Annotated in this window: 25 protein-coding genes, 1 tRNA gene and 2 pseudogenes; 18 read left to right on the top strand and 10 right to left on the bottom strand. The window is 67.8% G+C overall.

The features are described 5' to 3' along the window. Positions 1-122: 122 nt before the first annotated feature. The 3 genes from J2853_RS31275 to J2853_RS31265 form a co-directional block, all read right to left on the bottom strand. Positions 123-1,196 (bottom strand): 2-oxoacid:ferredoxin oxidoreductase subunit beta, encoded by a 1,074-nt coding sequence (locus J2853_RS31275; RefSeq protein WP_307564237.1) that lies wholly within the window; start codon positions 1,194-1,196, stop codon positions 123-125. After that, complete coding sequence (locus J2853_RS31270; RefSeq protein WP_307564235.1) at positions 1,189-3,042, bottom strand: 2-oxoacid:acceptor oxidoreductase subunit alpha; 1,854 nt, start codon at positions 3,040-3,042, stop codon at positions 1,189-1,191. Before J2853_RS31270 ends, J2853_RS31275 begins: the two co-directional genes overlap by 8 nt. Before the next feature lie 355 nt (positions 3,043-3,397). After that, positions 3,398-4,894: a polysaccharide deacetylase family protein gene (locus J2853_RS31265; RefSeq protein WP_307564234.1), complete on the bottom strand. Its 1,497-nt coding sequence runs from the start codon at positions 4,892-4,894 to the stop codon at positions 3,398-3,400. 204 nt (positions 4,895-5,098) lie between these two features. Here J2853_RS31265 and J2853_RS31260 point away from each other — a divergent pair, with 204 nt between their 5' ends. The 6 genes and pseudogenes from J2853_RS31260 to J2853_RS48215 all read left to right on the top strand — a co-directional run. After that, positions 5,099-5,470: an NADH-quinone oxidoreductase subunit A gene (locus tag J2853_RS31260; RefSeq protein WP_307564232.1), complete on the top strand. Its 372-nt coding sequence runs from the start codon at positions 5,099-5,101 to the stop codon at positions 5,468-5,470. A gap of 54 nt (positions 5,471-5,524) precedes the next feature. Then, a complete protein-coding gene (locus J2853_RS31255; RefSeq protein ID WP_442480520.1) occupies positions 5,525-6,022 on the top strand; it encodes an NADH-quinone oxidoreductase subunit B in 498 nt (165 codons plus the stop codon). Between the two features lie 172 nt (positions 6,023-6,194). After that, positions 6,195-6,734: an NADH-quinone oxidoreductase subunit C gene (locus J2853_RS31250; protein ID WP_307564230.1), complete on the top strand. Its 540-nt coding sequence runs from the start codon at positions 6,195-6,197 to the stop codon at positions 6,732-6,734. Then, the gene (nuoH, locus tag J2853_RS31245) at positions 6,727-7,680 is read left to right on the top strand and encodes an NADH-quinone oxidoreductase subunit NuoH (RefSeq protein WP_307564228.1); all 954 of its coding nucleotides are present in this window, start codon (positions 6,727-6,729) and stop codon (positions 7,678-7,680) included. The genes J2853_RS31250 and nuoH overlap by 8 nt, the downstream gene beginning before the upstream one ends. A 239-nt stretch (positions 7,681-7,919) precedes the next feature. Beyond that, on the top strand, positions 7,920-8,858 hold the full coding sequence (locus J2853_RS31240) for a hypothetical protein (RefSeq protein ID WP_307564226.1): 939 nt from the start codon (positions 7,920-7,922) through the stop codon (positions 8,856-8,858). A gap of 462 nt (positions 8,859-9,320) precedes the next feature. Next, positions 9,321-9,542: pseudogene (locus J2853_RS48215) on the top strand (NADH-quinone oxidoreductase subunit I); the annotation flags it as partial. On the opposite strand, the gene J2853_RS48210 reads toward J2853_RS48215, so the two are convergent. Continuing rightward, complete coding sequence (locus J2853_RS48210; RefSeq protein ID WP_503167749.1) at positions 9,461-9,643, bottom strand: hypothetical protein; 183 nt, start codon at positions 9,641-9,643, stop codon at positions 9,461-9,463. The pseudogene J2853_RS48215 and the gene J2853_RS48210 overlap by 82 nt on opposite strands. Here J2853_RS48210 and J2853_RS31235 point away from each other — a divergent pair. The 7 genes and pseudogenes from J2853_RS31235 (at position 9,561) to htpX (ending at position 17,719) form a co-directional block, all read left to right on the top strand. Next, entirely contained in the window at positions 9,561-10,376 is an 816-nt protein-coding gene (locus tag J2853_RS31235; protein ID WP_503167748.1) for a 4Fe-4S binding protein, read from the top strand. The two genes, J2853_RS48210 and J2853_RS31235, sit on opposite strands and share 83 nt — an antisense overlap. Continuing rightward, on the top strand, positions 10,373-10,909 hold the full coding sequence (locus J2853_RS31230; protein WP_307564223.1) for an NADH-quinone oxidoreductase subunit J family protein: 537 nt from the start codon (positions 10,373-10,375) through the stop codon (positions 10,907-10,909). The genes J2853_RS31235 and J2853_RS31230 overlap by 4 nt, the downstream gene beginning before the upstream one ends. A 1-nt stretch (position 10,910) precedes the next feature. Then, a pseudogene (nuoK, locus tag J2853_RS31225) lies at positions 10,911-11,213 on the top strand (NADH-quinone oxidoreductase subunit NuoK); the annotation flags it as partial. Positions 11,214-11,446: 233 nt separating this feature from the next. After that, positions 11,447-13,378, top strand: coding sequence for an NADH-quinone oxidoreductase subunit 5 family protein (locus tag J2853_RS31220; protein WP_307564221.1), 1,932 nt, complete (start codon positions 11,447-11,449; stop codon positions 13,376-13,378). A gap of 147 nt (positions 13,379-13,525) precedes the next feature. After that, positions 13,526-15,142 (top strand): complex I subunit 4 family protein, encoded by a 1,617-nt coding sequence (locus J2853_RS31215; RefSeq protein ID WP_307564219.1) that lies wholly within the window; start codon positions 13,526-13,528, stop codon positions 15,140-15,142. Further along, positions 15,139-16,773 carry an NADH-quinone oxidoreductase subunit N gene (locus J2853_RS31210; protein ID WP_307564217.1) on the top strand — a complete coding sequence of 545 codons (1,635 nt, stop codon included), beginning with the start codon at positions 15,139-15,141 and terminating at the stop codon, positions 16,771-16,773. Before J2853_RS31215 ends, J2853_RS31210 begins: the two co-directional genes overlap by 4 nt. Positions 16,774-16,867: 94 nt before the next feature. Further along, entirely contained in the window at positions 16,868-17,719 is an 852-nt protein-coding gene (htpX, locus tag J2853_RS31205) for a zinc metalloprotease HtpX (RefSeq protein WP_307564216.1), read from the top strand. Between the two features lie 66 nt (positions 17,720-17,785). Here htpX and J2853_RS31200 read toward each other — a convergent pair whose 3' ends face one another. The 3 genes from J2853_RS31200 to J2853_RS31190 all read right to left on the bottom strand — a co-directional run bounded on the left by J2853_RS31200 (position 17,786) and on the right by J2853_RS31190 (position 20,422). After that, positions 17,786-18,679 carry a WD40 repeat domain-containing protein gene (locus tag J2853_RS31200; protein ID WP_307564214.1) on the bottom strand — a complete coding sequence of 298 codons (894 nt, stop codon included), beginning with the start codon at positions 18,677-18,679 and terminating at the stop codon, positions 17,786-17,788. A 119-nt stretch (positions 18,680-18,798) separates the two neighbouring features. Continuing rightward, positions 18,799-19,374: a pyridoxamine 5'-phosphate oxidase family protein gene (locus J2853_RS31195; protein WP_307564212.1), complete on the bottom strand. Its 576-nt coding sequence runs from the start codon at positions 19,372-19,374 to the stop codon at positions 18,799-18,801. A gap of 109 nt (positions 19,375-19,483) precedes the next feature. Next, positions 19,484-20,422, bottom strand: a complete 939-nt coding sequence (locus J2853_RS31190; protein ID WP_307564210.1) for a LysR family transcriptional regulator — start codon at positions 20,420-20,422, stop codon at positions 19,484-19,486. A gap of 163 nt (positions 20,423-20,585) precedes the next feature. Between J2853_RS31190 and J2853_RS31185 the strand changes: the two genes are divergently transcribed. Together J2853_RS31185 and J2853_RS31180 are read left to right on the top strand one after the other, a co-directional pair. Then, complete coding sequence (locus tag J2853_RS31185) at positions 20,586-20,981, top strand: hypothetical protein (RefSeq protein ID WP_307564208.1); 396 nt, start codon at positions 20,586-20,588, stop codon at positions 20,979-20,981. A 10-nt stretch (positions 20,982-20,991) separates the two neighbouring features. Further along, the gene (locus tag J2853_RS31180; RefSeq protein ID WP_307564206.1) at positions 20,992-21,855 is read left to right on the top strand and encodes an alpha/beta fold hydrolase; all 864 of its coding nucleotides are present in this window, start codon (positions 20,992-20,994) and stop codon (positions 21,853-21,855) included. 258 nt (positions 21,856-22,113) lie between these two features. On the opposite strand, the gene J2853_RS31175 is transcribed toward J2853_RS31180, so the two are convergent. Continuing rightward, the gene (locus J2853_RS31175; protein ID WP_307564204.1) at positions 22,114-22,608 is read right to left on the bottom strand and encodes a YajQ family cyclic di-GMP-binding protein; all 495 of its coding nucleotides are present in this window, start codon (positions 22,606-22,608) and stop codon (positions 22,114-22,116) included. A gap of 285 nt (positions 22,609-22,893) precedes the next feature. Here J2853_RS31175 and J2853_RS31170 point away from each other — a divergent pair. After that, a tRNA-Tyr gene (locus J2853_RS31170) sits at positions 22,894-22,975 on the top strand. Between the two features lie 113 nt (positions 22,976-23,088). Next, positions 23,089-23,730 (top strand): GNAT family N-acetyltransferase, encoded by a 642-nt coding sequence (locus J2853_RS31165; RefSeq protein WP_307564202.1) that lies wholly within the window; start codon positions 23,089-23,091, stop codon positions 23,728-23,730. Between the two features lie 68 nt (positions 23,731-23,798). Here J2853_RS31165 and J2853_RS31160 read toward each other — a convergent pair whose 3' ends face one another. Beyond that, positions 23,799-24,176 (bottom strand): site-specific integrase, encoded by a 378-nt coding sequence (locus J2853_RS31160; protein ID WP_307564200.1) that lies wholly within the window; start codon positions 24,174-24,176, stop codon positions 23,799-23,801. A 180-nt stretch (positions 24,177-24,356) separates the two neighbouring features. Between J2853_RS31160 and J2853_RS31155 the strand changes: the two genes are divergently transcribed. Next, positions 24,357-25,628, top strand: coding sequence for an IS256 family transposase (locus tag J2853_RS31155; RefSeq protein ID WP_307568692.1), 1,272 nt, complete (start codon positions 24,357-24,359; stop codon positions 25,626-25,628). On the opposite strand, the gene J2853_RS31150 is transcribed toward J2853_RS31155, so the two are convergent. Next, positions 25,625-26,116: a hypothetical protein gene (locus J2853_RS31150; RefSeq protein ID WP_307564198.1), complete on the bottom strand. Its 492-nt coding sequence runs from the start codon at positions 26,114-26,116 to the stop codon at positions 25,625-25,627. The genes J2853_RS31155 and J2853_RS31150 overlap by 4 nt on opposite strands. Between the last annotated feature and the right edge of the window lies 1 nt (position 26,117).

Below are 26,117 nucleotides of genomic sequence, written 5' to 3'. Positions count from 1 at the left end.
GGAACGCGCCGATCGGGGTGATCCGCGTCTTGAGCGGGATGCCGCCGGCGGGCGTCGGGGCCCGAACGGATCCGGCCTCTCCGGTCCGGGGACCGAAGAGGCCGGGTGAAGGCTTGCCGTTCCTAGTCGATGCGCCAGGTGTCGCCGGAGAGCAGCAGGTCGTCCAGGTCGCCCCTGCCGCGCTCGTCGACGGCCTCCGCGAGCTGCTCCGCCATCAGCTCGTCGTAGGACGGGCGGTCCACACTGCGGAAGACGCCGATCGGGACGTGGTCGAAGGCGGGCTCGTCCAGCCGGGACAGCGCGAAGGCCAGCGACGGGTCGGCGCGGTGGGCGTCGTGAACGAGGATCTCGTCCTCGCTCACCGACGACCTCGGGACGACCTCGATGCCGCCGTCGGCCGCACGCCGTACCGCCTTGGAGGCGGAGGCGATCGGCATGCCGTGCTCCAGGCGCAGTGTGATGTCGTCACGCTGCGCGGGGTCCTTCAACGGCTCGAAGGCGTTGTCGTTGAAGATGTTGCAGTTCTGGTAGATCTCGACCAGGGAGGTGCCCTTGTGCTCGACGGCCTCGCGCAGCACCGACTGCAGGTGCTTGCGGTCGGAGTCGAGGGTCCGGGCCACGAAGGAGGCCTCGGCGCCGATGGCCAGTGAGATCGGGTTGAACGGCTTGTCCAGCGAGCCCATCGGAGTGGACTTCGTGATCTTGCCGATCTCCGAGGTCGGGGAGTACTGGCCCTTGGTCAGTCCGTAGATCCTGTTGTTGAACAGCAGGATGTTCAGGTTGACGTTGCGGCGCAGCGCGTGGATCAGGTGGTTGCCGCCGATGGACAGCGCGTCGCCGTCACCGGTGATCACCCAGACCGACAGGTCCGGGCGCGAGGCGGCCAGGCCGGTCGCGATCGCCGGGGCGCGGCCGTGGATCGAGTGGAACCCGTAGGTGTTCATGTAGTACGGGAACCGGGAGGAGCAGCCGATGCCCGAGACGAACACCATGTTCTCGCGCTTGAGGCCGAGCTCGGGGACGAAGGACTGGACCGCGGACAGGATCGCGTAGTCCCCGCACCCCGGGCACCAGCGGACCTCCTGGTCGGTCTTGAAGTCCTTCATACCGAGTTTGACCTCGGACTTCGGGATCAGAGACAGCCCCCTGCCGTTGGTGACGGCCTCGTGGGGAGCGGACAGGTCAGCACTACTCACTGTCGATCACGTCCTGAATCACGCCGGCGAGTTCTTCGGCCTTGAACGGAAGCCCGCGCACACGGTTGTAGCTGATGATGTCGACCAGGAAGCGGGCGCGGAGCAGCAGCGCGAGCTGGCCGAGGTTGATCTCCGGAAGGAGCACCTTGTCGTAGGAGCGCAGGACCTCTCCGACGTTGGCGGGCAGCGGGTTGAGGTGCCGCAGGTGAGCCTGGGCGACCTTGCCGCCGGACTTCCTGACCCGCCGCGCGGCCGCCGCGATCGGGCCGTAGGTGGAACCCCAGCCGAGCACCAGCACGCGGGCGTCGCCGTCGGGGTCGTCCACCTCCAGCGCCGGGATGTCGTCGGCGATCCCGTCGATCTTGGCCTGGCGCATCCGGACCATCCGGTCGTGGTTCTCGCCGTCGTAGGAGATGTTCCCGGTGTTCTCGGCCTTCTCGATGCCGCCGATCCGGTGCTCCAGGCCCGCGGTGCCGGGAATCGCCCAGGGGCGGGCGAGGGTCTCGGTGTCGCGCTTGAACGGCAGGAAGGTCACGCCGTCCTCGTGGTTCGGCCCGGAGGCGAACTCGGTGGAGATGTCCGGCAGTTCGGCCGCGCTGGGCAGCTTCCACGGCTCGGAGCCGTTGGCCAGGTAACCGTCGGAGAGCAGCATGACCGGCGTGCGGTACTTCACCGCGATCCTGGCCGCCTCCAGCGCCGCGTCGAAGCAGTCGGACGGCGTGGACGGCGCCACGATCGGCAGCGGGGACTCACCGTTGCGGCCGAACATGGCCATGAGGAGGTCGGTCTGCTCGGTCTTGGTGGGCATTCCGGTGCTGGGGCCCGCGCGCTGCACGTCCACCACGATCAGCGGCAGCTCGGTGGTCACGGCCAGGCCGACGGTCTCGGCCTTCAGCGCCACACCCGGGCCCGAGGTCGTCGTGACGCCCAGCGCTCCGCCGAAGGCGGCTCCGAGCGCCGCGCCGACGCCCGCGATCTCGTCCTCGGCCTGGAAGGTGCGGATGCCGAACCTCTTGTGCCTGGACAGCTCGTGCAGGATGTCGCTCGCCGGGGTGATCGGGTAGGACCCGAGGAACAGCGGCAGTCTCGACTGCACCGAGGCGGCGATCAGGCCGTAGGCGAGGGCCTGGTTGCCGGAGATGTTGCGGTACACGCCCGGGGCCAGCTTGGCCGGCTTGACCTCGTAGGAGACCGAGAAGGACTCGGTGGTCTCCCCGTAGTTCCAGCCCGCCTGGAAGGCCGCGATGTTGGCCTTGGCGATGTCGGGCTTCTTGGCGAACTTGTTCTCGAGGAACTTGATCGTCGCCTCGGTCGGCCGGTGGTAGAGCCAGCTCAGGAGCCCGAGAGCGAACATGTTCTTGGACCGCTCGGCGTCCTTCTTGGACAGCGAGAAGCCTTCGAGCGCCTTGACCGTCAGCGAGGTCAGCGGCACCGGGTGGACCCGCCACTCGGCGAGGGAGTCGTCGTCGACGGGGCTGCCGTCGTAACCGACCTTCTGCAGGTTGCGCTTGGTGAACTCGTCGGTGTTGACGATGATGTCGGCGCCACGCGGCAGGTCGCCGAGGTTGGCCTTCAACGCGGCGGGGTTCATCGCGACCAGGACGTTGGGCGCGTCGCCGGGGGTCAGGATGTCGTGGTCGGCGAAGTGAAGCTGGAAGCTCGACACGCCCGGCAGCGTTCCTGCGGGGGCGCGGATCTCGGCGGGGAAGTTGGGGAGGGTCGACAGGTCGTTGCCGAACTCCGCGGTTCCCGCCGTGAAGCGATCACCGGTCAGCTGCATGCCGTCACCGGAGTCACCGGCGAACCGGATGATCACGCGGTCGAGTTGCTGAACCTGCTTGGTCACAGCTCAGTCCTCCTCGACGCGACAGGGCGCCGTTGCTGATGGCACATTCTTTTTTCCATGCTAGATCCTCGGGGTCACGCGTAGGCTTTCGCGTTCCACTCGGCGGAGGAGAGTGACGTTTGTCGCGTGTTCTCGGCGACCGCTGAGATGGAGTCTGGGGCGCGAACGGTGCGGCCATGACATGGCCGCGTGAAGGTCACGATCGCGAGCAGTTGGCCCGACACAACCCGGCGACGAGCCTGCACAGGTCTATGTGCAAGCGGCCGAAGAGGACAGTTAGGGTCACGGTGCCTAACTATATGTCCCGGATACGGGCAGGTCTCATCACCTCTGGCTATGGGCTCATAGCCAGAGGTTATGGCATCGGCTGTTCGTCGAGGGCGGGAGCGGCGTTCCCGGAGTCGTAGGTCTTGCCCGCCTGGACTCCGCGCGCGCCGTACAGCTCTGGAACGGTGACAAAACTGTACCCGTCGGCCGTCAGACGCCGCAGGATCTCGGGAGTGGCGTCGACGGTCGCGGAGTGGACGTCGTGCAGGAGGACGATCGCGCCGGGCTCGGCGCTTGAGACGACCCGGTCGGCGATGGCCCGGGGGTCGGAGTCGCGCTCGTCCCGGATGTCCACATTCCAGCGGACCACCGCCAGGCCCAGGCCGCCCGCGACGGAGGCGACCCGGCTGTCGGTGGCGCCGTACGGCGGGCGCATCAGCGTGGGAGCCTGCCCGGTCGCCTGGATGATCTCGCGCTGCGCGCCGGTGAGCTGATCGGCGATCATGGCGGGGGACATGGTCGTGAGATCGCGGTGGGACCAGGTCTGATTCGCCACCAGATGCCCCTCGATGCTCATCCGCCGGAGCAGCTCGGGCTGTACGGACGCGTTGGAGCCGAGGCAGAAGAAGGTGGCCCGCGCGTTGTGGTCGGTGAGGATGTCCAGCAGCCGCCCGGTCAGGGACCCCGGGCCGTCCTCGTAGGTCAGTGCCACGCATTTGGCCTTCGCGCAGTCCACGCTGCCGGCCAGGGAGCTCGCCGCCGGGGGCTCGGCCGCGTTCGTCGCGTCGACGGCCTCCTTCGACGGCGGCGCGGGGGGCGGCGCGGTCACGGGCCTCAGGGCCGCCCGCCGTGCCCGCAGCCCGGCCGTCGACAGCAGCCCCTCCGTCTGCGACCGGGGCAGGGCGACCGCCACCCGGCCGAGGGACTCCGGCGCCACCTGGCGGTCGTCGAACTCCACGACGAGCTCGCCGCGCGGGTTGAACCCGAGGGAGTCGAACATCTTCGGGTCCGGCCTGACCGAGGAGGGATCCGTCTCCGGCGACCGCTGGGCCAGCCTGCTCCTGACGAGGCCGGTCAGCGTGTTCAGCGCGGCCGGGTCCTTGAGCAGGCCGGTGGAGTCCAGGGCGCGTTTGTCCGTCCGGTCGTACCAGATCGTGGTGCGGGATTCGGACCACCTGGATCCCGTGGAGGTGCCGATGCGCAGCCGTACGCCGATGACCTCGGGGGACACGGCGGAGAGCTGCCAGTCCACGTTGAACTCCGGAGCGGGCGGCGTGCCGCCCGGCGGCTCCGCGGTGGACCCGGTGAACCGGTCGAGCTCCTCGGCCACCTTCCGGCGAAGCCTCTCGTTGAGGCGGGGGGCGTCGGTCAGGGTGGGGTAGACGGCGTGCACGTGCCGGGCGTCGGGGTCGTCGTCGGACATGGTCTGGGTGCTCAGGCCGAAAACCCGGGAGGGGTCCACATAGTCGATCATCGTGGGTTCGGAAGGGAGGGGGCTCTCCTCGTGAGAGGCGGTGGTGACGCCGCAGCCGACGGCTGTCGCGGCAACCAGCGCGATTCCCCCTGCGATTCGGGTTTTGGGCATGAATGCCACCATAAATGTGCCTTTATCCCATTTGCGCGCTTTTGGGGCTAACGGGGCGCAGGCTTTAGCGGCGCGGGGCAGGGCGGCTTCGCCGGGTGACGGGGTCGGCGGATGCTGCTAATACTTCTAGTGGGTGGAGAGTGGGAGACCTTTGTGCGACCGGGGTCTCCCGGGAGGACGGGCCTTCCACCGGGAGGAGGCGTCATGAGCGGATATTTCAGCTCTTATGCAGTAGTCCTCGTGCTGTTCGCGGTCGGTTTGGTGATCGTCGCAGGTGCGCTGTTCGTCAACCGGATGCTCCGTCCGGACCGTCCGACCCCCGAGAAGCTGCTCAGCTACGAATGCGGCGTCGACCCGGTCGGCGGCGACTGGGCCCAGTCCCAGGTTCGCTACTACGTCTATACATACTTGTACGTAGTGTTCGCGGTGGACGCGGTCTTCCTCTTCCCCTGGGCGACGATCTTCGCCGCGCCGGGCTTCGGGATGACCACCCTGGCCGAGATGTTCGTCTTCCTGGGCTTCATCGCGCTCGGGATCCTGTACGGCTGGCGCAAGCGCGTGCTCACCTGGACCTGAGGGGCCGGATGGCCGGGCGAACGCGAGCCTCGACTCCGAAGGAGAATGCGGATCATGGCGGACCTCCCGATGCCCACGATGGGGCCGGTCTCGCGGCTGGCGCCCAAGCCCATGCGCTTCATCCTCAACTGGGGGCGCCGCTACTCGCTGTGGGCGTTCAACTTCGGCCTGGCCTGCTGCGCGATCGAGTTCATCGCGACCTCGATGAGCAGGCACGACTTCATCAGATTCGGCGTCATCCCGTTCGCCAACGGTCCCCGGCAGGCGGACCTGATGATCGTTTCAGGCACGGTGACCGACAAGATGGCCCCCGCGGTGAAGCGGCTGTACGAGCAGATGCCCGAACCGAAGTACGTGATCTCCTTCGGCGCCTGTTCCAACTCGGGCGGCCCCTACTGGGACTCCTACTGCGTGACCAAGGGCGTCGACCAGATCATCCCGGTGGACGTCTACGTCCCCGGCTGCCCGCCGCGGCCCGAGGCGCTGCTCCACGGCATCATGATGCTCCAGGAGAAGATCGCCGCCGAGAATCTGGGCGAACGATATGTCTGATCGATATGTCTGATCGCGATGTCCGGCTCCCGACATCTGGATCCGATGCCTGATTCCGGCGATGCTTGATCTCGACGTCCGGTCCCGGCGTCCGATCCCGATGCTTGATCCCGATGTCTGATTCCGCGAGGAGCCGAGCGTATGCCGAGCAGCGAGGGGCGGTGAGCGGCCGATGAGTTCCGGTCCGATCGAGGAGCGATACGGCACGCGTGCCCAGGTGTCGGAGTCCTTCGGCGAGACCACGGTCGACGTCGCCGCCGCCGACTGGATCGACCTGCTGGAGTTCGTCCGCTCCGAGGGCTACGAGTTCTTCGACTGGCTGACCGGGGTGGACGAGCCGCCGGACGAGTTCGGGATCGTCGCCCACGTCTTCGACCGGGTCTCGCACCGCCGCCTGCTGCTGCGCACGCGGGTGCCGCGCGCCGACCCCCGGCTGCCCAGCGCGGTCGGCGTCTTCCGCGGCGCGAACTGGCACGAACGCGAGACCTTCGAGATGTTCGGTGTGATCTTCGAGGGGCACCCGAACCTGATCCCGTTGCTGCTGCCCGACGGCTTCGAGGGTTTCCCCCTGCGCAAGGACTTCGTGCTGGCCGCCCGGGTCGCCAAGGCCTGGCCGGGGGCCAAGGAACCCGGCGAGTCCGACCACGGTTCGCCGAGCCGCCGCAAGGCGCTCCCTCCCGGCGTGCCCGCCGACTGGGGGCGTGATGGCTGAGGTGCTCGACGTCGCGGTCCGGCTCGTTGTGATCGTCGCGATCTTCCTGGTGCTGCCGCTGGTCGCCGGGCAGATGGAGCACAAGGTCATGGCGCACATGCAGGCGCGCCTCGGCCCGATGTACGCCGGAGGCTTCCACGGCTGGGCCCAGCTGATCGCGGACGGGGTCAAGTTCATGCAGAAGGAGGAGGTGATCCCCACCGCCGCCGACCGCCGGGTCTTCGCCCTGGCGCCCGGGGTGGCGCTGATCCCCTACCTCGTGGTGATGGTCGTCATCCCGATCGGCCCCGGGCTGGTCGGGGTGGATCTGGACGCGGGCCTGTTCTTCGTCCTCGCCGTGCTGGGGATCGGCGTGCTCGGCTCGATCATGGCCGGATGGTCGTCGGGCAACAAGTACTCGGTCCTGGGCGGGATCCGCTCGGCGGCCCAGCTCATGTCCTACGAGCTGCCGCTGGTCCTCGCGGCCTCCAGCGTCGCGATGGCCGCCGGCACGCTCTCGCTGCCGGGCATCGTGGAGGCCTGGCAGTGGTGGTGGCTGCCCTGGCAGGCGATCGGAGCGGTGGTCTTCTTCGTCGCGGGGCTCGCCGAGCTGCGCCGCCCGCCGTTCGACATGCCGATCGCGGACTCCGAGATCATCATGGGCCCGATGACCGAGTACACCGGGATCAGGTTCGCCCTGTTCATGCTGGCCGAGTACGCCGGGATCATTGTGATCTCCGCTCTCACCAGCGTATTGTTCCTGGGCGGCTGGCACGGTCCCCTTCTTCCCGGGCCCGTGTGGATGCTGATCAAGGTGTTCCTGCTGGTGTTCGTGGTCATCTGGCTCAGGGTGAGTTACCCCCGGCTCCGTGAGGACCAGCTCCAGAGGCTCGCCTGGGTCGGCCTGGTGCCGCTGGCGTTGATCCAGCTCGCGCTGACGGGGGTCGTCAGGGTCCTCGCGGGATGATCTCCGCCCGCACGGATCGGGGCGGACGGGAATGCGGGCCCGCCGAAGGCGTCCACAGGGGAGTGGACGAGAATGTGAGTCCGGGGAGGGCGTCCACAGGGGAGTGGACGAGGATGTGAGCCCGCGGGGGAGACGCACCGTTTTGCCGCCCGGATCGTACGGATCGGTCCGACGTTCGAAGTGTGCACGCTGGGCAGGAAGCACGCACACATGTGACACAAAGGCCAAGGACGGAACCTATGACCCTCGCGCTTGCCGTGGAGAGAGACGAGCTGATCGTCGACGTGCCGGAGCATCGACCGGTACGGCTGCCGCTGGCCGGGCGGGACCGGGTGAGCACGCTGCTGTTCTTCGGCTACCCCGGCAGGGGCAGGACGAGGTACGGCCTGGCGATGCTCGACGAGTCCGGTCTGGTGATGCTGGAGGCGCCGGGTTCCCGCTCGCGGAAGGCGGTGGAGGCGTTCGCCGCGGAGAGCGGCCTGGAGTTCGAGGCACGGGTGTTCGACACGGCCCAGGAGGCCAGGGTCGCGCTCGCCCGCAGGTCGCCGTGCTGGCAGGGGGTGACCTGGCGCAGGCCGCCACCGGCTCTGCCGCGGATCCGCGTGCCCGGGGCGAGGAGCCTGCGACCGCCGATGAGCTCGCCGAAGGTCTGGTGGCGCGAGCAACTGCTGTACGGGCTCATGTGGCTGGTGCTCGCCTACGGCGCCGCCTTCGCGATGCTGGTCGTCATCAACATGACGGACACGCGCGCCGAGGTCACCAGGGGGATGGGCCCGCTCGGGATCGTGGCCCTGGTCCTGGCGGGGCTGACGGTCGTCGGCGCCGTCGTCGTGGTCGGGGTCGGCCGTCGCCGCAGTCACAACCAGACCGCCCAGGGCCGGGTGCTCCGGCGCCGGGGCGACCCGCACTGCCGCCTGGTGGCCGTCCACGGCCGGTTGCTGCTGGAGACCGCGCGCAGGACCCGTGAGATCGACGCGTCCACGTTGCTGCTGTACTCGGCGGAGTCCGGGGCGACGGGGCTGGTGGTGGGAGAGGGGCTGTTCCATCTGCCGGGGCACTGGGACCCCGAGCAGACGGACCGCTTCGCCACCCGGAACGGGCTGGCCCTGACGACCCGTGAACTGAGCCGCGAGCAGTACCTGGAGCTGACGACCCAGGTGCGGGACGCGGTGCCCTGATGTCCCGTGTGCTGATTCCCGTGCCTTGATTCTCGCGTGCTGATTCCCGCGTGCTGAGCGGTGCCGCGGGACGCGGAGTCTTGACGCTTCGTGTGTGGAGCTGAGCGGTGCCGCGGGGCGCGGTGTCCTGACGCTCCGTGGGCTGAGCCGTGAACGGTACCTGGAGCTGACGACCCGGGTGCGCGAGCACGCACGTCCTCGGGCGGCGCTGGGATATGTCCCGAAAAAATACGGATTTTTTAAGCTCTGCGCGGTCTCCTCGGAATTGGTTGGGCGATGAGGCTCAATAGTCGAACACACAGACTGTGGATAACTGCTGTGGATAACTTGGGAAGTCCCATGGCGATCCCTTTCCCGGGCCTGCCGCATTCCCGAGCGCCTCGCCGTACGTCATGATGTTGAGTTGTGGCACGCATACCGGGAGTGGGGCTGGCAAAGGGACTATCCATCACCCTTCGCCACATGCTGAGTCGATCGGTGACCCAGCAATACCCCGAGGTGCAGCCGGAGCTTCCTCCCCGTAGCAGGGGAGTGATCGGGCTGGTCGAAGAGAACTGCACGGTGTGCATGCTCTGCGCCCGCGAGTGTCCCGACTGGTGCATCTACATCGACTCCCACAAGGAGACCCTCCCCGCCCCCGAGGGCGGCCGTCCCCGCGCCCGCAACGCGCTCGACCGCTTCGCGATCGACTTCTCCCTGTGCATGTACTGCGGGATCTGCATCGAGGTCTGTCCGTTCGACGCGCTCTTCTGGGCTCCGGAGTTCGAGTACGCCGAGGGCGACATCCGCAATCTTCTTCACGAGAAGGACAAACTCGCAGCCTGGGCCCAGGCCGTTCCGCCGCCACCGGCCCATGAGCCCAACGCCGATCCTCCGAAGGAGCTGTCGGCCGCCTCCCGTCCGGCCCGCCCCGGCGCGGGAAGGGCGAAGCCCGACGTGCCACCCGAAACGGGCGAATCTGTCCCGGGTGGTGCCTCTCGGGCGGGCACGGCCGGCGTCGCGGCGGATGTCTCCGGTGCAGCCGGCGATCCCGGTGCGGCTGACGGTTCCGGCGCAGCCGGAACGACACCCGGCGCGCGCCCGGATCGCCCGGACAGGCCGGACAGGCCGGACAGGCCAAATCGTCCGGACCGTCCGGATCGCCCGGCGAGGCCGGCGCGGACTTCGGCAGGACATGCGAGTGTCCGAGCCATCCGGCCGCCGGGAGCCCTCCCGAAGAAAGACGATTCATCCGCCGGCGACCCGTCCACAGACGGCCCGCCCGCCGGTGGTTCGTCCACAGACGGCCCGCCCGCCGGTGGTTCGTCCACAGACGGCCCGCCCGCCGGTGGTTCGTCCACAGACGGCCCGCCCGCCGGGAAGGCATCCGCGGACGGACCGTCCGCCGATGAGTCGTCCACAGATGGGCCGCCTCCCGGAAAGTTATCCACAGGCAAAGGCGGTGCCTCCCCGGCAGCGGGCACACCGGGGCAGACTTCTTCGACGGATCCGAGCGGAGAGACGAAGGAGGAGCCGTGACCGAGGTGCCGCCCTATCTGCCGCCGACCGGGCAGGAGATCGTCTTCCTTCTGCTGGGGGTGGTGGCCGTCGGGTCGGCACTGCTCGTCGTGACCACCAAACAGGTGGTCCACGCGGCCCTGTGGCTGGTCGTCTGCTTCGGCGCGCTGGCCGGGTGCTATCTGCTCCTGACAGCCGAGTTCGTCGCCTGGGTCCAGGTGCTGATCTACGTCGGCGCGATCGTGGTCCTGCTCCTCTTCGGGATCATGCTCACCCGTGCCCCGATCGGCAGGACCGCCGACCTCGACAGCCGAAATCGCCCGGCCGCCGCGATCGTGGCGATCGCCACCGCGGGCGTGCTGGTCACCGTGGTCATCGACGGCTTCCGTGCGGCCTACGCTCCCCTCGAAGCCGGAGGAGGTTCGGCCAAGGAGCTCGGATCCAGCATCTTCCGCAACTGGGTGCTTCCCTTCGAGGTGCTCTCGATCCTTCTGCTGGCCGCTCTGATCGGCGCCATCGTCCTGTCCCGCACCGACATCCGTGGGAGGGACTGACGTGCACGTCGTCTATCCGACGGTTGTCTCCGCGCTGCTGTTCTCCATCGGCGTGTACGGCGTGCTCGCCCGCCGCAACACGATCCTCGTGCTGATGTCCGTCGAGCTCATGCTCAACGCCGTCAACCTCAACCTGGTCGTGTTCGACGTGTGGCTGCGTGACCGGCTGCACAGCGGTCAGGTTCTCACGCTGTTCGTCATCGTGATCGCCGCCGCGGAGGTCGGGCTGGGCCTGGCGATCATTCTCGCGCTCTACCGCAACCGTCAGACCGTCGACCTCGACCGCCTCCGCACCCTGGCCGAACCCACCGACACCGACACCGACACCGACGCCGGCACCCGCACCGGCACCGACCCGGAAGGCCGCCCCGTCGCAGACGTCCCGGCCGGTGCTCCCGACCTCGCTGTCGATCCCGATGCCGGTTCGGCGCGGAGGTCGGCCTCGGCCGTCTCCCCCTCCGGCACCTCCCCCTCCGGCAGCGTCGCCGATCAGGCCCAGGCCGCCCCGGAATCGGTCATCCGGCCAGGTGACACCCCATGATCACTATCGCCGCGCTCGTCATCCTGCTGCCGTTCGTCGCCGCGGTCGCCGGGCTTCTCGGTTCCCGGTTTCCCCGGGGCCTCCGTGGCGGAGTCGCCGACGCGTCGGCGAACCGACGGGCGGCCTGGATCGCCGTCGTGCCCACCGCGATCTCCGCGGTGCTCGCGATCTGGCTCGCCTACGCCGACTGGGCCGGCATGGGCGCGGGGCGCGGCGCGCTGTTTCCCGCCGGATCCGGTGGCTCGGCGGGGATCGACGGGGTCACCGCGACGTTCGACGTCATCGATACGGGCTCGGTGCCGATCTCGGTGGGGCTGCTCGTCGACGGCCTCGCCGCGTCGATCGCGGTGCTGGCCACCGTGGTCGCGCTCGCCGTGCAGGTCTATTCGATCGGCTACATGCGCGACGACCGGCGCTACCCGTCCTACAGCGCGTTCATCAGCCTGTTCACCAGCGCCATGCTCCTGGTCGTCTACGCGGCCGACCTCCTGGTCCTCTACGTGGGCTGGGAGATCATGGGGCTGTGCTCCTATCTGCTGATCGGGCACTGGTGGGAAGACCGGGCCAACTCCCGGGCGGCGATCAAGGCGTTCCTCGTCACCCGGATCGGCGACGTCGGCTTCCTGTTCGGCATCTTCGTTCTCGGAACGGCGGCCGGCAGCTTCAGGATCGCCGACGTCATCGCCAAGGTCCCCGAGATGTCCTCCGGCACGATCATCGCCGCGACCATGCTGCTCCTCGCCGGGGTCGCGGGAAAGAGCGCCCAGGCTCCGCTGCACGTCTGGCTCCCCGACGCGATGGCCGGACCGACCCCGATCAGCGCCCTCATCCACGCGGCCACCATGGTCGCCGCCGGGATCTTCATCGTCGCCCGGCTCTACCCGGTCTTCCTCGGTGCCCGGCCGACTCTGGACGTGCTCGCGGTCCTCGCCGCGCTCGGCATGCTCGGCGCCGCCCTCGCCGCCCTCGCACAGGACAACCTCAAACGCGTCCTCGCCTACTCCACGATCAGCCAGCTCGCCTACATGGCGGGTGCCCTGGCCGCCGGATCCGAGAGTGCGGCGATCTTCCATCTGATCACCCACGGCGCCTTCAAGGCGCTGCTCTTCCTCTGCGCGGGAGCGGTGATCCACGCGGTGGGCTCCAACCTCATGAGCGCGATGGGGGGCCTGCGCCGGGAGCTTCCCACAACCTTCGTCACGATGACGATCGGCTTCGCCGCCCTGATGGGGCTGCCTCCGGCCAGTGGCTTCTTCAGCAAGGACGAGGTGCTGGTGGCCATGGAGCGGGCGCTGTCCAGCGGACCGCTCACCGACGCGGCGGCCCTGCTGCTGTACGGCTGCGCACTGGTCACGGTCGCGGTGACCGGCGCCTACGCCACCCGCGCGTGGTTGCGGACCTTCTTCGGAAAACGTCCCGTCATCGCCCTCCCCGAGCCCGAACCCGGTAAGGCCCACGTCATCGACGTCCATGAGGCACCGGCCAGCATGCGCTGGCCGATCGTGATCCTCTCCGTTCCGGCCCTGCTCCTGGGCTTCGCCGGGATCGCGGACGTCCACTGGGGCGCCGCCGTCCTCAGTGTCGCGATGGCCCTGCTGGGCGCGGGCGTGGTCTACGCCGTGTGGCGCAGCGATCCTCTGAGCGACCCGGCCCGCATGCTGGGCCCCTTCCGCGGTCCTTGCGAGCGAGCCTTCTACGTCGACTCCGTCTACACCACGCTGTTCGTCCGTCCCGTGCTCGCCCTCGCCCACCTCGTCGTCCAGACCGACGACCACCTGGTGGACGGTGCGGTGCGCGGTTCGGGCCGGGCGACCATGGGCCTGTCGAGGCTGGTGCGTCTGGCCCAGAACGGCAACGCCCAGCTCTACATCACCGGCCTGCTCTCGGGCATCCTCCTCATCGCGGCCGGGGCGGTGATCTTTAGATGATCTCTCTGTTCTTTTGGGGAATCGTGGCCGCCGTCGTGTTGATCCTGATCCGTCTGGCGGTGCTGCGCCGATGAGCACGAACTCGATCGTGTCGTCCGGGCGACACGCCCGGATCGCCTCTCCGACCTCGAGAGAGGTGGCCGGGCCATGAGCTGGGTGCTGATCGCACTCCTCGGAGTGCCGCTGGCCGGTGCCGCCGCGCTTCTCGCGCCGTCCAGGCTGGACGCCGCGGCCAGGGGGCGACTGCTCAGGGTGCACGGCCTGGCCGTGTCCGGAGTCACGTTCGTGCTGTCCGTGGTGCTGGCCGCCGGGTTCGACTACGGTGACGCGGCCCGGGTGCAGTTTTCGACGGACCTGGCCTGGATCCCCGGGCTCGACCTCAGATTCCACCTCGGCCTGGACGGCATCTCGCTGCCGCTGGTCGTGCTGACCACCCTGCTGACCTTTCTCTGCTTCGTCTACCTGTGCTGGGGCAGCGCCGACGGCCCCGGGCAGCTAATGCGGCCCAGAGCCGGGGGCAACCGTCCCCGGGCACTGGTGTTCACACTGCTCATCCTCGAAGTGGGCATGATCGGCACGTTCCTCGCGCTCGACCTGCTGCTGTTCTTCGTGTTCTTCGAGGTCGTCCTCATCCCGATGTACTTCGTGATCGCCATCTGGGGCGGGCGGGCCCGGCGGGCGGCGGCGATCAAGTTCATCCTCTACACGCTGCTCGGCTCGGTCGTCCTCCTGCTCGGCCTGCTGCTCATCTGGGCGCAGACCGGAACTCTGGACATGGTCGCCCTCGCGCGGGCCCAGGGGACGGGCATGTCCCGTTCGGTGCAGATCATCGCCTTCGTGGCCGTCGGCATCGGCTTCGCGGTCAAGACCCCGATGTGGCCGCTGCACACATGGCTGCCCGACGCCCATACCGAGGCACCGACCGTCGGCTCCGTGCTCCTGGCGGGCGTGCTCCTCAAGATGGGCACGTACGGCTTCGCCCGCATCGCGATCCCGGTCCTGCCCGAGGGCGCCGCGGCGGCCGCTCCCTGGCTCGGAGCCTTCGCGGTGATCGGCATCATCTACGGCTCCCTTGCCTGTCTCGCCCAGCGCGACCTCAAGCGGATGATCGCCTACTCCTCCGTCGGGCACATGGGCTTCGTGCTGCTGGGGTTCGCCACGCTCACGCCGGTCGGCTTCAACGCCGCCCTGTTCGGCAACATCGCCCACGGCCTGATCACCGCCCTGCTCTTCTTCATCGCCGGAGCGATCAAAGAGCGCTACGGCACCTCCGTCATGCCCACGCTCGGTGGCGGCATGCTGTCGCGCCTGCCGCGCCTCGGCTCCCTGCTGACCTTCGCGTGCGTCGCCTCTCTGGGGCTGCCGGGGCTGGCGGGTTTCTGGGGCGAGATGCTCGCCCTCCTCGGTGCCTTCGAACCGGCCGCCGGTCTGTCTCGCTCCCTCTACCTGACCTTCATGGTCGTCGGAGGTCTCGGCACCGTGCTGACCGCCGCCTATTTCCTGCTCATGCTCTCCCGAGTCACCCACGGCCGGGGCACCGAGACGATTCACGCCCCGCTGCTCGCCGCGGTGGGCGGAGGAGGCGGAGGAGGCGGGCGTTCCGGGGACGTGGTCGCCGGAAACGCGCGCATGCGAGACGTCATGAGCTACGAACTGGCCGCCTGGGTGCCGCTGGTCGGGTTGATCGTGCTGTTCGGTCTCTGGCCCAAGGCACTTCTCCTCCTCACCGATCCGGTGGTCCACAGCCTCCTGGGGGCGCCGTGATCCAGTCGATCGACTACTACGCGATCGCGCCGCTGCTGATCCTCGCCGTCACGGCAGGGCTCGTGCTGCTCCTGGACGCCTTCCTGCCCCACAGGCCGTACGTCAGGCGGGCACTCGGCGCGGTCACGCTGGCCGGCGTGTCGGGAGCCCTGGCCGTGGTGGTCTCCCAGGCCATGCGCACCGGAGACGCGCTGAAGACCTTCTGCGTGCCCGAGGGGCTGCTCGATCCTCTCGACGTGCCCCGCCGGATCCCCACCCTGTCCGCCGAGCCGCTGACGGGACCGGTCGCCGTCGCGCCGTGCTCATTCGTGGTCGACGACTTCACGCTGATCTTCGCTGGCCTCGCACTGGCCGCGGGGATCGTCGTGGTGCTGTTGTCGGCGGCGGAGCTCTCCTCCGGAGACATTCCCGTCGGCGAGTGGTACTTCCTGCTGCTCTGCATGCTCGCGGGTGCCGTCGCCCTTCCCGCCTCCCGCGACCTGATCATGCTGCTGGTCACGCTGGAGCTGGTCTCGCTACCGGTGTTCGCGCTCACCGCGCTCAAGCGGTACGACGGCCGCGGCTCCGAGGCGGCGGTCAAGCTCTTCCTGGTCTCCGTGGTCTCCACCGCGGTGATGCTCTTCGGGGTCTCCCTGCTGTACGGAACGACCGGGACCGTCTACCTCGACCGGATCGCCAGGGTTCTGCGAGAGGGCGTTCCCTCGTCCAGCGCCGGTGGGGGCGGCGCCTACTCCTCCTCGCTAGAGATCGGCTACGACCTGCCCGCCGTGGTCACCGTGGCCGTGGTGCTGGTTCTCGCCGGGTTCGCCTTCAAGGTCGCGGCGGTGCCGTTCCACGCGTGGGCGGGCGACGTCTACCAGGGCGCCCCCATCCCCGTCGCGGCCCTTCTCTCCGTCGTCTCCAAGGCGGCCGGGTTCGCCGGGATGATCCTCATCCTGGTCATCGCCCTGGGGAGCCAGGCCGCCACCTGGGCCCCGTTGATCGCGATCATCGCCGCGCTGACCATGACCGTGGGCAACCTTCTCGCCATGCGTCAGCGTCACGCCGTGCGCCTGCTCGCCTGGTCCTCCGTCGCCCAGTCGGGTTACATCCTCGCCCCCCTCGGCGTCCGGAGCGAGGAGGCGATGAGCGCGTCGATCGCCTACCTGGTGTTCTACGCGGCGATGAACATCGGGGCGTTCGCCGTGGTCATGCTGGTGTCGAGGCGGTCCGCCCGAAACGAGCTGGACGACTACCGGGGCCTGGTGTTCCAGAACCCCGTGGCCGGGCTGGCGCTGGCCTTCTTCCTGGCCTGCCTGGCCGGTCTGCCGCCGGGGCTGGCCGGGCTGTTCGCCAAGATCGTGGTGTTCCGGGAGATCGTCGGCGGCGGAGGGGGCTGGCTGGCCGCGGTGATGGCGGTCAACACGGTCATCGGCCTCTACTACTACGTCACCTGGATCGTGCGGATCTTCACCCCGGCCCCGGTGCCCGCGAGCGGCGCGGATATGACCGCCGGGGCGGGCGGCCGCCGTACCGGATGGGTGCCCGTGAGCGTGGCGATCGCGCTGGCCGGGATCATCGCGGTGGCGTTCTCGATAGCCCCTCAAACAGTCCTTGACCTCCTGCCGACGGCGTTCATCGCCCCGGGCTGAACATCTCATCGTCCGGGCTGAACACTCAAGGGAACGTTCAACCTGGCCGGAGACGTTGGACTGGTGAGACAGCATCAACCGAAAGGGGGGTGTAGTGCACCACAACGGTCTGCGTACGGCGATCCTTCTCGGCGCACTGTCCGCGGTGATCATCGCGGCGGGAGCGTGGCTGGGAGGCGGCGCCGGCGTGCAGATCGCGGTTTTGATCGCGCTGGCGACGAACGGCATCGCCTTTTTCTTCTCCGACCGTATCGCCCTGTCCGCCATGCGTGCCCGGCCGGTGAGCGAGGTCGAGCAGCCGACCCTCTACCGCATCGTGCGTGAGCTCTCCACCGAGGCTCGCCAACCCATGCCCAGACTGTACGTCTCTCCGACGATGCAGCCCAACGCCTTCGCGACCGGACGTAACCCCCGCAACGCGGTGATCTGCGTGACCTACGGGATCACCCAGCTTCTCGATGAGCGTGAGCTGCGGGGAGTCATCGGGCACGAGCTGTCCCACGTCTACAACCGGGACATCCTGATCTCCTCGGTGGCGGGGGCGCTCGCCACGATCATCACCTACCTCGGCTATGTCGGCCTGTTCTTCGGCGGTGGGGACGACGAGGAGGGCCCCGGCTTCATCGGCGCGCTGCTCATGATCGTGCTTGGCCCGGTAGCCGCAGGGGTGATCCAGATGGCCATCTCCCGGTCCCGGGAGTATCAGGCGGACGAGTCCGGAGCCCGGCTGACAGGCGATCCGCTGGCCCTCGCCTCGGCGCTGAGGAAGATCGAGATGGGTACCCGCCAGTTGCCGCTCCCCGAGAACGGCCGCCTGGCCTCCGCCTCCCACCTCATGATCGCCAATCCCTTCCGGGGAGCCGGAATCGGCCGGATGTTCTCCACCCACCCGCCCACGGCCGAGCGCGTCGCCCGTCTGGAGCGGATGGCGGGCTATCGCCGCTGACGCGTCCAGGGCCTGGCCGGGATTCCACGGCCAAGCCCGAGGACCGGGCTGCGAACGAGGCTCCGGTCACGGGGCAAGTCCGGTGACGATGGGATGGCGAACCGAACTGGGCACGGTGAAGGCACCGATCCGCCACGCGCGGCCCGTCGTGGGATCAACCCGATACCAGGCATAGGGGACGCCGATCCTGCCCCGCGCCCTGCGGGGAGTGACCATTTGCAGGTCGAGACGGCCCTCGCCGTCCCAGCGCAGCCGGATCGGGATCTTCCTGGCAGGCAGTGCGATCGGTCTGAGCGTGATGGCCTTGCCCGTGGCCACGTCCCACAGGCTGATGGCCGAGTCGCGGGCCGTGAAGTGGGCGACGGTCCTGCCGTCCGGGCTGAGCGCGCCCCCTACCGGGACCCGCCCCGTCTCGCCCCAGGGGGACGTCGAGTAGATCCCCGCTCGGAAGGAGTCGTCCACCGCGAGCACGAACTTGGCGTCGGGGCTGAAGCTCCACGGCCGCAGTCCCAGCGGTACCGCTGAACTCATCCCACTCTGCGCGTCTATGACCTGACTGTCTCGTCCGTTGCCCAGGACCACGTAGCGCCCGGCCGGGGCGAGATCGAGTCGTGCGGTGCGCAGTTCGCGAGACCACGTCACACCGGGAACGCTCCGTACGGTGCCGGTGGACATCTCGCGGATGACCAGGGCGCCGTCCTTGAGCTGAAAGTAGGCGACGTACCGCCCGTCCGGGGAGAGCGCCAGCGGCGCCCGTCGCCCGCCCACCGAGAACACCCGCGCCTCGGGGAGCTTGATCACCCGGCCGTCCCGCATCCACAGCTTCCACGGGGCGCAGTCACAATCGCCCAGTCCCGCGTAGCGGACCAGGATCTCCCTGCCCTCCGCCTCCGCCGTGGTCCCCATCCCGACGACGACGATCACGCCGACGGGAACGGCCAGCAGGCGCAACAGCCTCATCGAGCACCCCCCTGAGCTCTCGGACAGGGGGGCCGTCGCGTACGGGCTTACTGTACGCCGCGCGGGATGCCGGCCGACGGTGCCGCCGCAGGTGTCATCGGGATGGGGCCGGTCCCCTTTCAGGAGTGGTGAACCACCGGATCGGTCTCCTCCGGAGAGAGACCGGGGATGCCGTCGATGCTCTCGCGGTTGTTCTTGGCGCGATAGGAGCGCCGCTGCTGGACCTCCTTGCGCCCCGCCCACTTGTCCAGGAGCGTCCGGTCCTTGTCGAAGGACATGAACGGCACCGAGAAACCGCAGGAGTCGGAGATCCGGTCGCAGTCGACGACGACGATCGACCTGACGCCGGGGTGCGGGCCGAACCGTTTGATCAGGTCGGAGAAATCGGGGTCTTCCGGCACGAGGACCCGGCCGGTGCCGTACAGGCGAAGGATGTTGGGGGGACCGGAGAAGGCGCAGAACATGATCGTGATGCGGCCGTTCTGGCGGAGGTGGGAGATGGTCTCCACGCCGCTGCCGTCCAGATCGAGGTAGGCGACCGTGGTGTCGTCGAGGATGGTGAAGGTGTCGGCGTATCCCTTGGGGGAGACGTTGACATGACCGCCCTGCTCGGGCGCGGTCGCGATGAAATAGACCGGTTGCGCTCCGATGAACTCACGCAGCCGATCGTTGAGCTTGTCGTGAATTTTCCCCATGAAAAGAAAGATAATTCGTCGTCACTCATCTGGCAGCTACCTGATCCGCCGCTTGTCGTCCCTGTCCACCGCACCCGGCGACCAGCAGGACGGCGACGGTACCGGCGAATTACAAGGCAGCGCTTCTTGGCACGGCACCCGGAACCGGTACCCGGCACCCGTCGATCTCGGCGATCTCGCGGGCGACATGCACGAAATCCCGCACCAGCGGGGTTTCGTGATCGGAGCACCAGGCCACGACGACGGAGGTGAGAGGCAGCCCCGTCGTGGGGACGAAGGCCAGGCCCGGGCGCGCGTAGAAGCGTCGCGACGAAGCCTGTGCGAATGCCACCCCCGCGCCCATGAGAATCGACTCCAGGCATTCGTCCACCGTGACGACCTCTCGGCCGATGCGGATCGGGTGGCCCTTCCGCTGGTCCAGGGCGAGCCAGAAATCACGACAGGGCCCAGGGGCCTTCCAGGCGATGAACGGTTCGTCGAGCACGTCCTCGACGCTCACCGTGTCACGGCCGGCGAGAAGGTGAGCGGTGGGGACGATGAGCACGCGTGGCTCGGCGAAGAGAGTCCGGGTGTGCAGCCACGGGATGTGCCCCAGCGGAGGCCGGGTCAGCACCACGTCGACCTGGCCGGCGCCGAGTCCGGCGAGCGGCTCGCGAAAATCGTACTGACGCATCTCCAGGCCGATGCCCGAATGGCGACCGCGGAAGCGCCGTGTGATCAACGGGGTGAGTTCGGCGGCGGCGTTGGCCACGAACCCGATCACGAACGTCCGCATCCGTTCCGCGGCCGCACTCCGGGTGATCGCGACCGCCTGCTCCCAGGCGGTGAGAACCGTACGAGCCTCACCCTCGAACTCCTTGCCTGCCGGTGTCAGGACGACTCCGCGGCCGGTGCGTTCGAACAACTGCACGCCGAGGTGCTGTTCCAGACGGCGGATCTGATCACTGAGCGTCGGCTGAGAGACGAACAGGCGTGCGGCGGCCCGGCGGAAGTGCAACTCCTCGGCGACCGCGAGAAAGTAACGCACCAGACGGAGATTCTCGTCCACCCTTCCACGGTAGAACTCGTTCCCCAGGGACCCGACGCCGGGTGTTAGACGCCGTCTATCACCCGGCGTGGATTCGCTATTGGACTTCGGCGAGCGGCATTCCTAGCGTCGGGAGCGTACGGAGAACCCATCCGCGACCGTCCGGAGCCGGGAGGGACGTCCTATGAGGACCACGGTTGTGGCCGACCGCTGGGCGGAGGAATTCCAGCGCGTCTCCGACGGGGACGCCGAGATCTCGGCGCACGGGAGGTATTTCTCGTGCGACTACCTGCTCGACATGGGTGAGCGAAGCTACATCGTGCGCGTTCATCGCGGGAAGATCGAGGAGATCGTCGCCGATCCCGGCCCGCTGGAGGCGTACCAGTTCGCGCTCCGGGCGAGTGCCGACACCTGGCGGAAGTTCTCCCAGAACCCGCCTCCGCCGATGTTCCACGGAATCTGGGCGGCCTCGTTCAGGGAGGACATGAGCCTTGAGGGCGACCTGCTCGTGCTCATGCAGAACCTGCGATGCCTGACCCGCCAGCTCGAACTGCTGCGCGTCACCGGCGCGCCGGTGTGAGGGAGGAGCGATGGCGCGGGGAGTCATTTCGCCCGTCACCGGGCACTACGTCACGATCGACGTACAGGGCGATCGATGCAAGGTCTTCTACCTGGAGAACGGCCGGGGCCGTCCGCTCGTCTGCCAGCACACCGCGGGCTGCCACAACCACCAGTGGCGCGACCTGCTGGAAGACGAGGAGATCACCCGCGACTACCGGGTGATCGCCTATGACCTGGCACGGCACGGCAAGTCCGACCCGCCGCACAACACCGAGTGGTGGAAGGAGGAGTACAGGCTCACCGCCGACTACTTCGTCGACTTCATCATCGAGTTCTGCGACGCCCTCGAACTGGAGGACCCGATCTTCATGGGTTCCTCGTTCGGCGGCAACGTCGCGCTTCAACTCGCGCTGCGCCGCCCGGATCGCTTCGCCGGAGTCATCCCGGTCGAGGCCGCCGACTACTCACCCGGCTTCTATCTCGACTGGTGGCAACACCCTCACGCCAACGCCGCCCAGGTGTGCGCCAGCGGTGTCTGGGACCTCATGGCACCCCAGTCGCCCGAGATGGATCGGCGGCTCACCTGGTTCTACTACAGCCAGGGTGCGGAGGCGTTCAAGGGCGACCTGTACTTCTACTCCGTGGACCACGACCTGAGAGACCGGCTCCACGAGATCAACGGGGAGGAATGCCCGGTCGTGTTGATGACCGGAACCTATGACTACCTCACGACACCGGAGGACAGCCGGCGCAGCGCCCAGCAGATCAAGGGCGGCCATTTCATCGAGATGCCGGAGATCGGCCACTTCCCGATGAGCGAGAACTATCCGGTGTTCAGGACCTATCTGCAGGAGGCGCTGCGCCACATCGAGGGGGCGACGCCGAAGAGATAGGCGGGGTCCCGGTGTGCGGGGCGACGCCGAAGAGGTAGACGGGCCCCGGTGTGCGGGGTGACCCGAGAAAGCAGGCGGGGTCCCGGTGTATGGGGTGGCACGAGGAGGTAGGCGGGGCTCCGGTGTGCGGGGTGGCCCGAGGCACAGGAGAAAGCACGCGCCCTGGTGGACGGTGCCCTCAGCCGTGTGCCCCGGATGTGCCCTCCCGAGCGGAGCGAACCCTGAACGTGCAGTCCAGAGCCATGATCGCCCAGCCTGCTAGCGGTAGTTCGTGAACTGAAGGGCGATCTCCAGGTCCTTGCCCTTGAGCAGGGCGATGACCTCCTGCAGCTCGTCCCTCTTCTTGGAGCTCACCCGCAGCTCCTCACCCTGGATCTGGGCCTTGACGCCCTTGGGCCCCTCGTCGCGGATGATCTTTGAGATCTTCTTGGCGTGCTCCTGGTCGATGCCCTCCTTGAGGGTGACCTGAAGACGGTAATCCTTGCCTGACAGCCTGGGCTCATCCGCTTCCAGGATCTTGAGCGAGAGCCCCCGCTTGATCAGTTTGTCCTTGAACACGTCGAGGACCGCGTTGACGCGCTCCTCGCTGTTCGCCTTGATCTCTACGGCCTTCTGGCCACCGGACCAGGCGATGGTCGCGCCGGTACCCTTGAAGTCAAATCGGTGCCCGACCTCCTTGACCGTCTGGTTCAGCGCGTTGTCGGCCTCCTGGTGGTCGATCTTGCTGACGATGTCAAAACTGCTGTCGGCCATGCGTCGACTATCCTCTCTAGCTCTCTTGTCGACCCTAGCGCTTCGCTTATCGGCTCAGGATGAAGGTGACCGTCAACATCAGGACGACGGCGTCGAGAGACCGGTTTTCCGCCGTCTCCGCAAGGGATCGACGCGACTTCACCCCCCGTACGGGGCCGGCCGTGAGAAGCAGCGTAGGTCGCGAAAGTCATGGTTAGGCAGGCTATCGACGGGGGGTCTCCGCGGATGTCACGTCCCGCCCCGAAGTCCGCTATTCTTCTTCCTGTCGCCGCAAGCGGATGACACGGCAGGTTGCCCGAGTGGTCAAAGGGAGCGGTCTGTAAAACCGTCGGCTCAGCCTACGCAGGTTCAAGTCCTGCACCTGCCACACCAGCTTTTCCCAGCTCAGAGCCCCGCAAGGGGCTCTTTTGCTTTTCCGGGACATGCAGCCAAACGCAGCTCCAAGCAGCCGCATGTCACCACTCCACCAATATGCGTGCAATGATCTTGGCCGTGTTTTCCCAGGTGATCCGGGCTTTCTGGCGCCGTTTCAGCCAACGTCTGCCCCCTCAGCTTGCAGACGTTGCCTTGGTGGCGATGACCGCTCAAGACGGGCATGCTGATCAAGTGATGGACGCTGTCGTAACGTGCACTGTTCGAACCGCCCGTCCAGAGGACCTGCCGGCGATCCTGCAGATATACGCCGCCGAACGGGACCCCAACGACGGCTCTCCCCGCGCAGTCTCGGATCTTGAACAGCAGACCTGGACACGGATGATGCGATCCGACGATCTCACCGTCTACCTCGCTGAGATCAACGATCAGGTAGTCGGGACGGCAACGCTGATGACGATGCCGAACCTGACCTACAACTGTGCCCCCACCGCATTTGTCGAAGCAGTCGTAGTTGCCATCGATCATCGCCGCACGGGCATAGCCACCGCGATCATGCGCCGACTCCTCAGCGACGCTCGATCTGCAGGGTGCAACAAGATCCAACTCCTGTCCCACAAGCGCCATGCCACCGATGGAGCCCATCGCCTCTACACCTCGCTGGGCTTCGAGCCGGAAGCGGAAGGATTCCGGCTCTATCTCCAGCAGGTTCCCGCCGCCGTTCGCGCCGCCCAGGCGACACAGCACTGAGAACCGATTCCCCAAAACGCAGAAGGACCCCGGAGCGCTTCCGGGGTCCTGGTCGTACGGCAGGCAGGTCATACGGTCAGCGCGTCACCGATCCGCTTGTTGGCCACATCCTTGTGCCCGTCGAGGCACTTGGCGTAGACCCGCAGGAGGACGTCCACGCTGTGTCCGGCCCGCTCTGCCACATCAGGAGCCGAGACGCCCGCATTGAGCCACAGCGACACCGCCGCATGCCTCAGGTCGTACGGTCTGCGCGTGAGAGGCGATGCCACTTGAGCGGGTGTGAAAGCCAGCTTCCGGGCTTCTTGCCAGACCTCGGTGTAGGCCGTTGAACCGATCACTCCGCCGCGTTCGCTACGGAACAGCCGCCCGTCTTCCCCGGTCCCGTACTCGTCGATGTGTTGCCGAAGGATCTTGACGAGTTCGGGCGGGATCGGGACCGGGCGCACGTCGTCACGACCACGATGCTTGAGCCCGCGTTCTTCGTGTGTGCTCCCGCTGGAGCAATGATCGAAACCTGTGGATCTGCCGGGGAGGGGTGTACCTTCCCGGATCATCCGATGATGGTTTCGAGATAAGGCCGACGTTGGCGCGTCGGTCGGGAAGGCACACCCGTGCCGCTCACCGTAGTGCCCGAACCGCCCGCTGACGACAGCTCATCGACGGCCGCCGCCTCCTCGTTGATCGATGAGATCGTCCGTGAGGGCGCCCGTAAGATGCTGGCCGCCGCGTTGCAGGCCGAGGTGGACGCCTACATCGCCGCCTTCGCTGACGAGCGCGATGCGGCCGGTCGCCGTCTGGTGGTGCGTAACGGCTCCCATCAGCCGCGCGAGATCCTCACCGCGGCCGGCGCGATCGAGGTCACGGCCCCGCGCGTCAACGACAAGCGCATCGACGAGCAGACGGGTGAGCGTCAGCGGTTCTCCTCATCGATCCTGCCGGCCTGGGCGCGTAAGACCCCGCAGGTCAGCGAGGTGTTGCCGCTGTTGTACCTGCACGGCCTGTCCTCGGGCGATTTCATCCCCGCGCTGGGCCAATTCCTCGGCTCGACCGCGGGCCTGTCCGCGCCGGTGATCACTCGTCTGACCGAGACCTGGAAGGGCGAGCAGCGCGCGTTTGCCGCCCGCGACCTGTCCGGCGCCGACTACGTCTACCTGTGGGTCGACGGCATCCACGTCAACATCCGGCTGGAGGAGCACAAGCTGTGCCTGCTGGTGATGATCGGGGTGCGCGCTGATGGCCGCAAGGAACTCGTCGCGCTGAGCGACGGCTATCGGGAGTCGGCTGAGTCGTGGGCCGATCTGCTGCGCGATGCCAAAAGGCGCGGGATGCGGGCGCCGGTGCTGGCGATGGGGGACGGTGCGCTGGGGTTCTGGTCCGCGCTTCGGGAGGTGTTTCCGCAGGCCAGAGAGCAGAGGTGTTGGTTTCACAAGATCGCTAATGTGCTGGGGGCGCTGCCGAAGTCCGCTCACCCCGCAGCGAAGAAGGCCCTGGCCGAGATCTGGAACGCCGAGGACAAAAACCATGCCCAGGCCGCGGTCAAGGGCTTCCAGGCCGCCTACGGCGCCAAGTATCCCAAGGCCGTGACCAAGGTGGTCGACGACCTCGAGGAGCTGCTCGCCTTCTATGACTTCCCGGCCGAGCACTGGGTGCACCTACGCACGACCAACCCGATCGAGTCGACCTTCGCCACCGTCCGGCACCGCACCAAGGTCACCAAGGGGCCCGGCTCACGCGCTGCCGGGCTGGCCATGGCGTTCAAGCTGATCGAGTCCGCCCAGGCCCGCTGGCGCGCGGTCAACGCCCCTCATCTGGTCGCGCTGGTCCGCGCCGGGGCGACCTTCACCGGCGGCAAGCTCGTCGAACGACCCGACGACCACGTCCCATCCGCAGCCGCTTAAAAGATCTTGATCCACAGGTATTGACGATTGCTCCTCCCGCTGTCCGTCCAGTGCGTGTTGACCTCCGGCCGGAAGACATCGACGGTCAGCCGTCCCCGGCCCCTGAGCGGTAGGTGACAGTCCTGGAGCCGCAGACTGACCACCTCGGCCGGACGCAGCGCCGCGTAGTACATACAGGTGAACAACGCCATGAGCCGCCGGCCCCGGCCACGTCCACCCATGTAGGTGACCATGGTCAGGAGTTTCTGAGCCTGCCGCGGATTGACCGCGACACAGGGATCCACGGCCTCGGTGACCTTGGGCGGCTTCCACTTGACCTTGTGCAGAGGGTTGGCGTCCAGCTCCACCGCGTACTCAAGGACGGCATGCGCCCCGATACGACAGAGATCGATATCGATGGTTCGGGAACCGCTCCACGATGGGTAACTGTCGTACCTGGAAAAAAGCAACTCATAGAACGCGGCGGGGAAGATTCTCGTACGATCCACG

This window comes from Streptosporangium lutulentum (genome assembly GCF_030811455.1).
GTDB lineage: Bacteria > Actinomycetota > Actinomycetes > Streptosporangiales > Streptosporangiaceae > Streptosporangium > Streptosporangium lutulentum.
The sequence above is the reverse complement of the archived record's forward strand: the minus strand, read 5'-3'. Positions and strand labels throughout refer to the sequence as shown.

Bases quoted from the DNA above. Each gene is read 5' to 3' on its own strand.
- J2853_RS31175 (WP_307564204.1), bottom strand. From the start codon at position 22,608: ATGGCCGACAGCAGTTTTGACATCGTCAGCAAGATCGACCACCAGGAG.
- J2853_RS31215 (WP_307564219.1), top strand. From the start codon at position 13,526: ATGAGCTGGGTGCTGATCGCACTCCTCGGAGTGCCGCTGGCCGGTGCC.
- J2853_RS31235 (WP_503167748.1), top strand. From the start codon at position 9,561: ATGTACTGCGGGATCTGCATCGAGGTCTGTCCGTTCGACGCGCTCTTC.
- J2853_RS31255 (WP_442480520.1), top strand. From the start codon at position 5,525: ATGGCGGACCTCCCGATGCCCACGATGGGGCCGGTCTCGCGGCTGGCG.
- J2853_RS31240 (WP_307564226.1), top strand. From the start codon at position 7,920: ATGACCCTCGCGCTTGCCGTGGAGAGAGACGAGCTGATCGTCGACGTG.
- J2853_RS31180 (WP_307564206.1), top strand. From the start codon at position 20,992: ATGGCGCGGGGAGTCATTTCGCCCGTCACCGGGCACTACGTCACGATC.
- J2853_RS48210 (WP_503167749.1), bottom strand. From the start codon at position 9,643: ATGTCGCCCTCGGCGTACTCGAACTCCGGAGCCCAGAAGAGCGCGTCG.
- nuoH (WP_307564228.1), top strand. From the start codon at position 6,727: ATGGCTGAGGTGCTCGACGTCGCGGTCCGGCTCGTTGTGATCGTCGCG.
- J2853_RS31220 (WP_307564221.1), top strand. From the start codon at position 11,447: ATGATCACTATCGCCGCGCTCGTCATCCTGCTGCCGTTCGTCGCCGCG.
- J2853_RS31165 (WP_307564202.1), top strand. From the start codon at position 23,089: ATGATCTTGGCCGTGTTTTCCCAGGTGATCCGGGCTTTCTGGCGCCGT.
- J2853_RS31185 (WP_307564208.1), top strand. From the start codon at position 20,586: ATGAGGACCACGGTTGTGGCCGACCGCTGGGCGGAGGAATTCCAGCGC.
- J2853_RS31200 (WP_307564214.1), bottom strand. From the start codon at position 18,679: ATGAGGCTGTTGCGCCTGCTGGCCGTTCCCGTCGGCGTGATCGTCGTC.
- J2853_RS31195 (WP_307564212.1), bottom strand. From the start codon at position 19,374: ATGGGGAAAATTCACGACAAGCTCAACGATCGGCTGCGTGAGTTCATC.
- J2853_RS31250 (WP_307564230.1), top strand. From the start codon at position 6,195: ATGAGTTCCGGTCCGATCGAGGAGCGATACGGCACGCGTGCCCAGGTG.
- J2853_RS31260 (WP_307564232.1), top strand. From the start codon at position 5,099: ATGAGCGGATATTTCAGCTCTTATGCAGTAGTCCTCGTGCTGTTCGCG.
- J2853_RS31265 (WP_307564234.1), bottom strand. From the start codon at position 4,894: ATGCCCAAAACCCGAATCGCAGGGGGAATCGCGCTGGTTGCCGCGACA.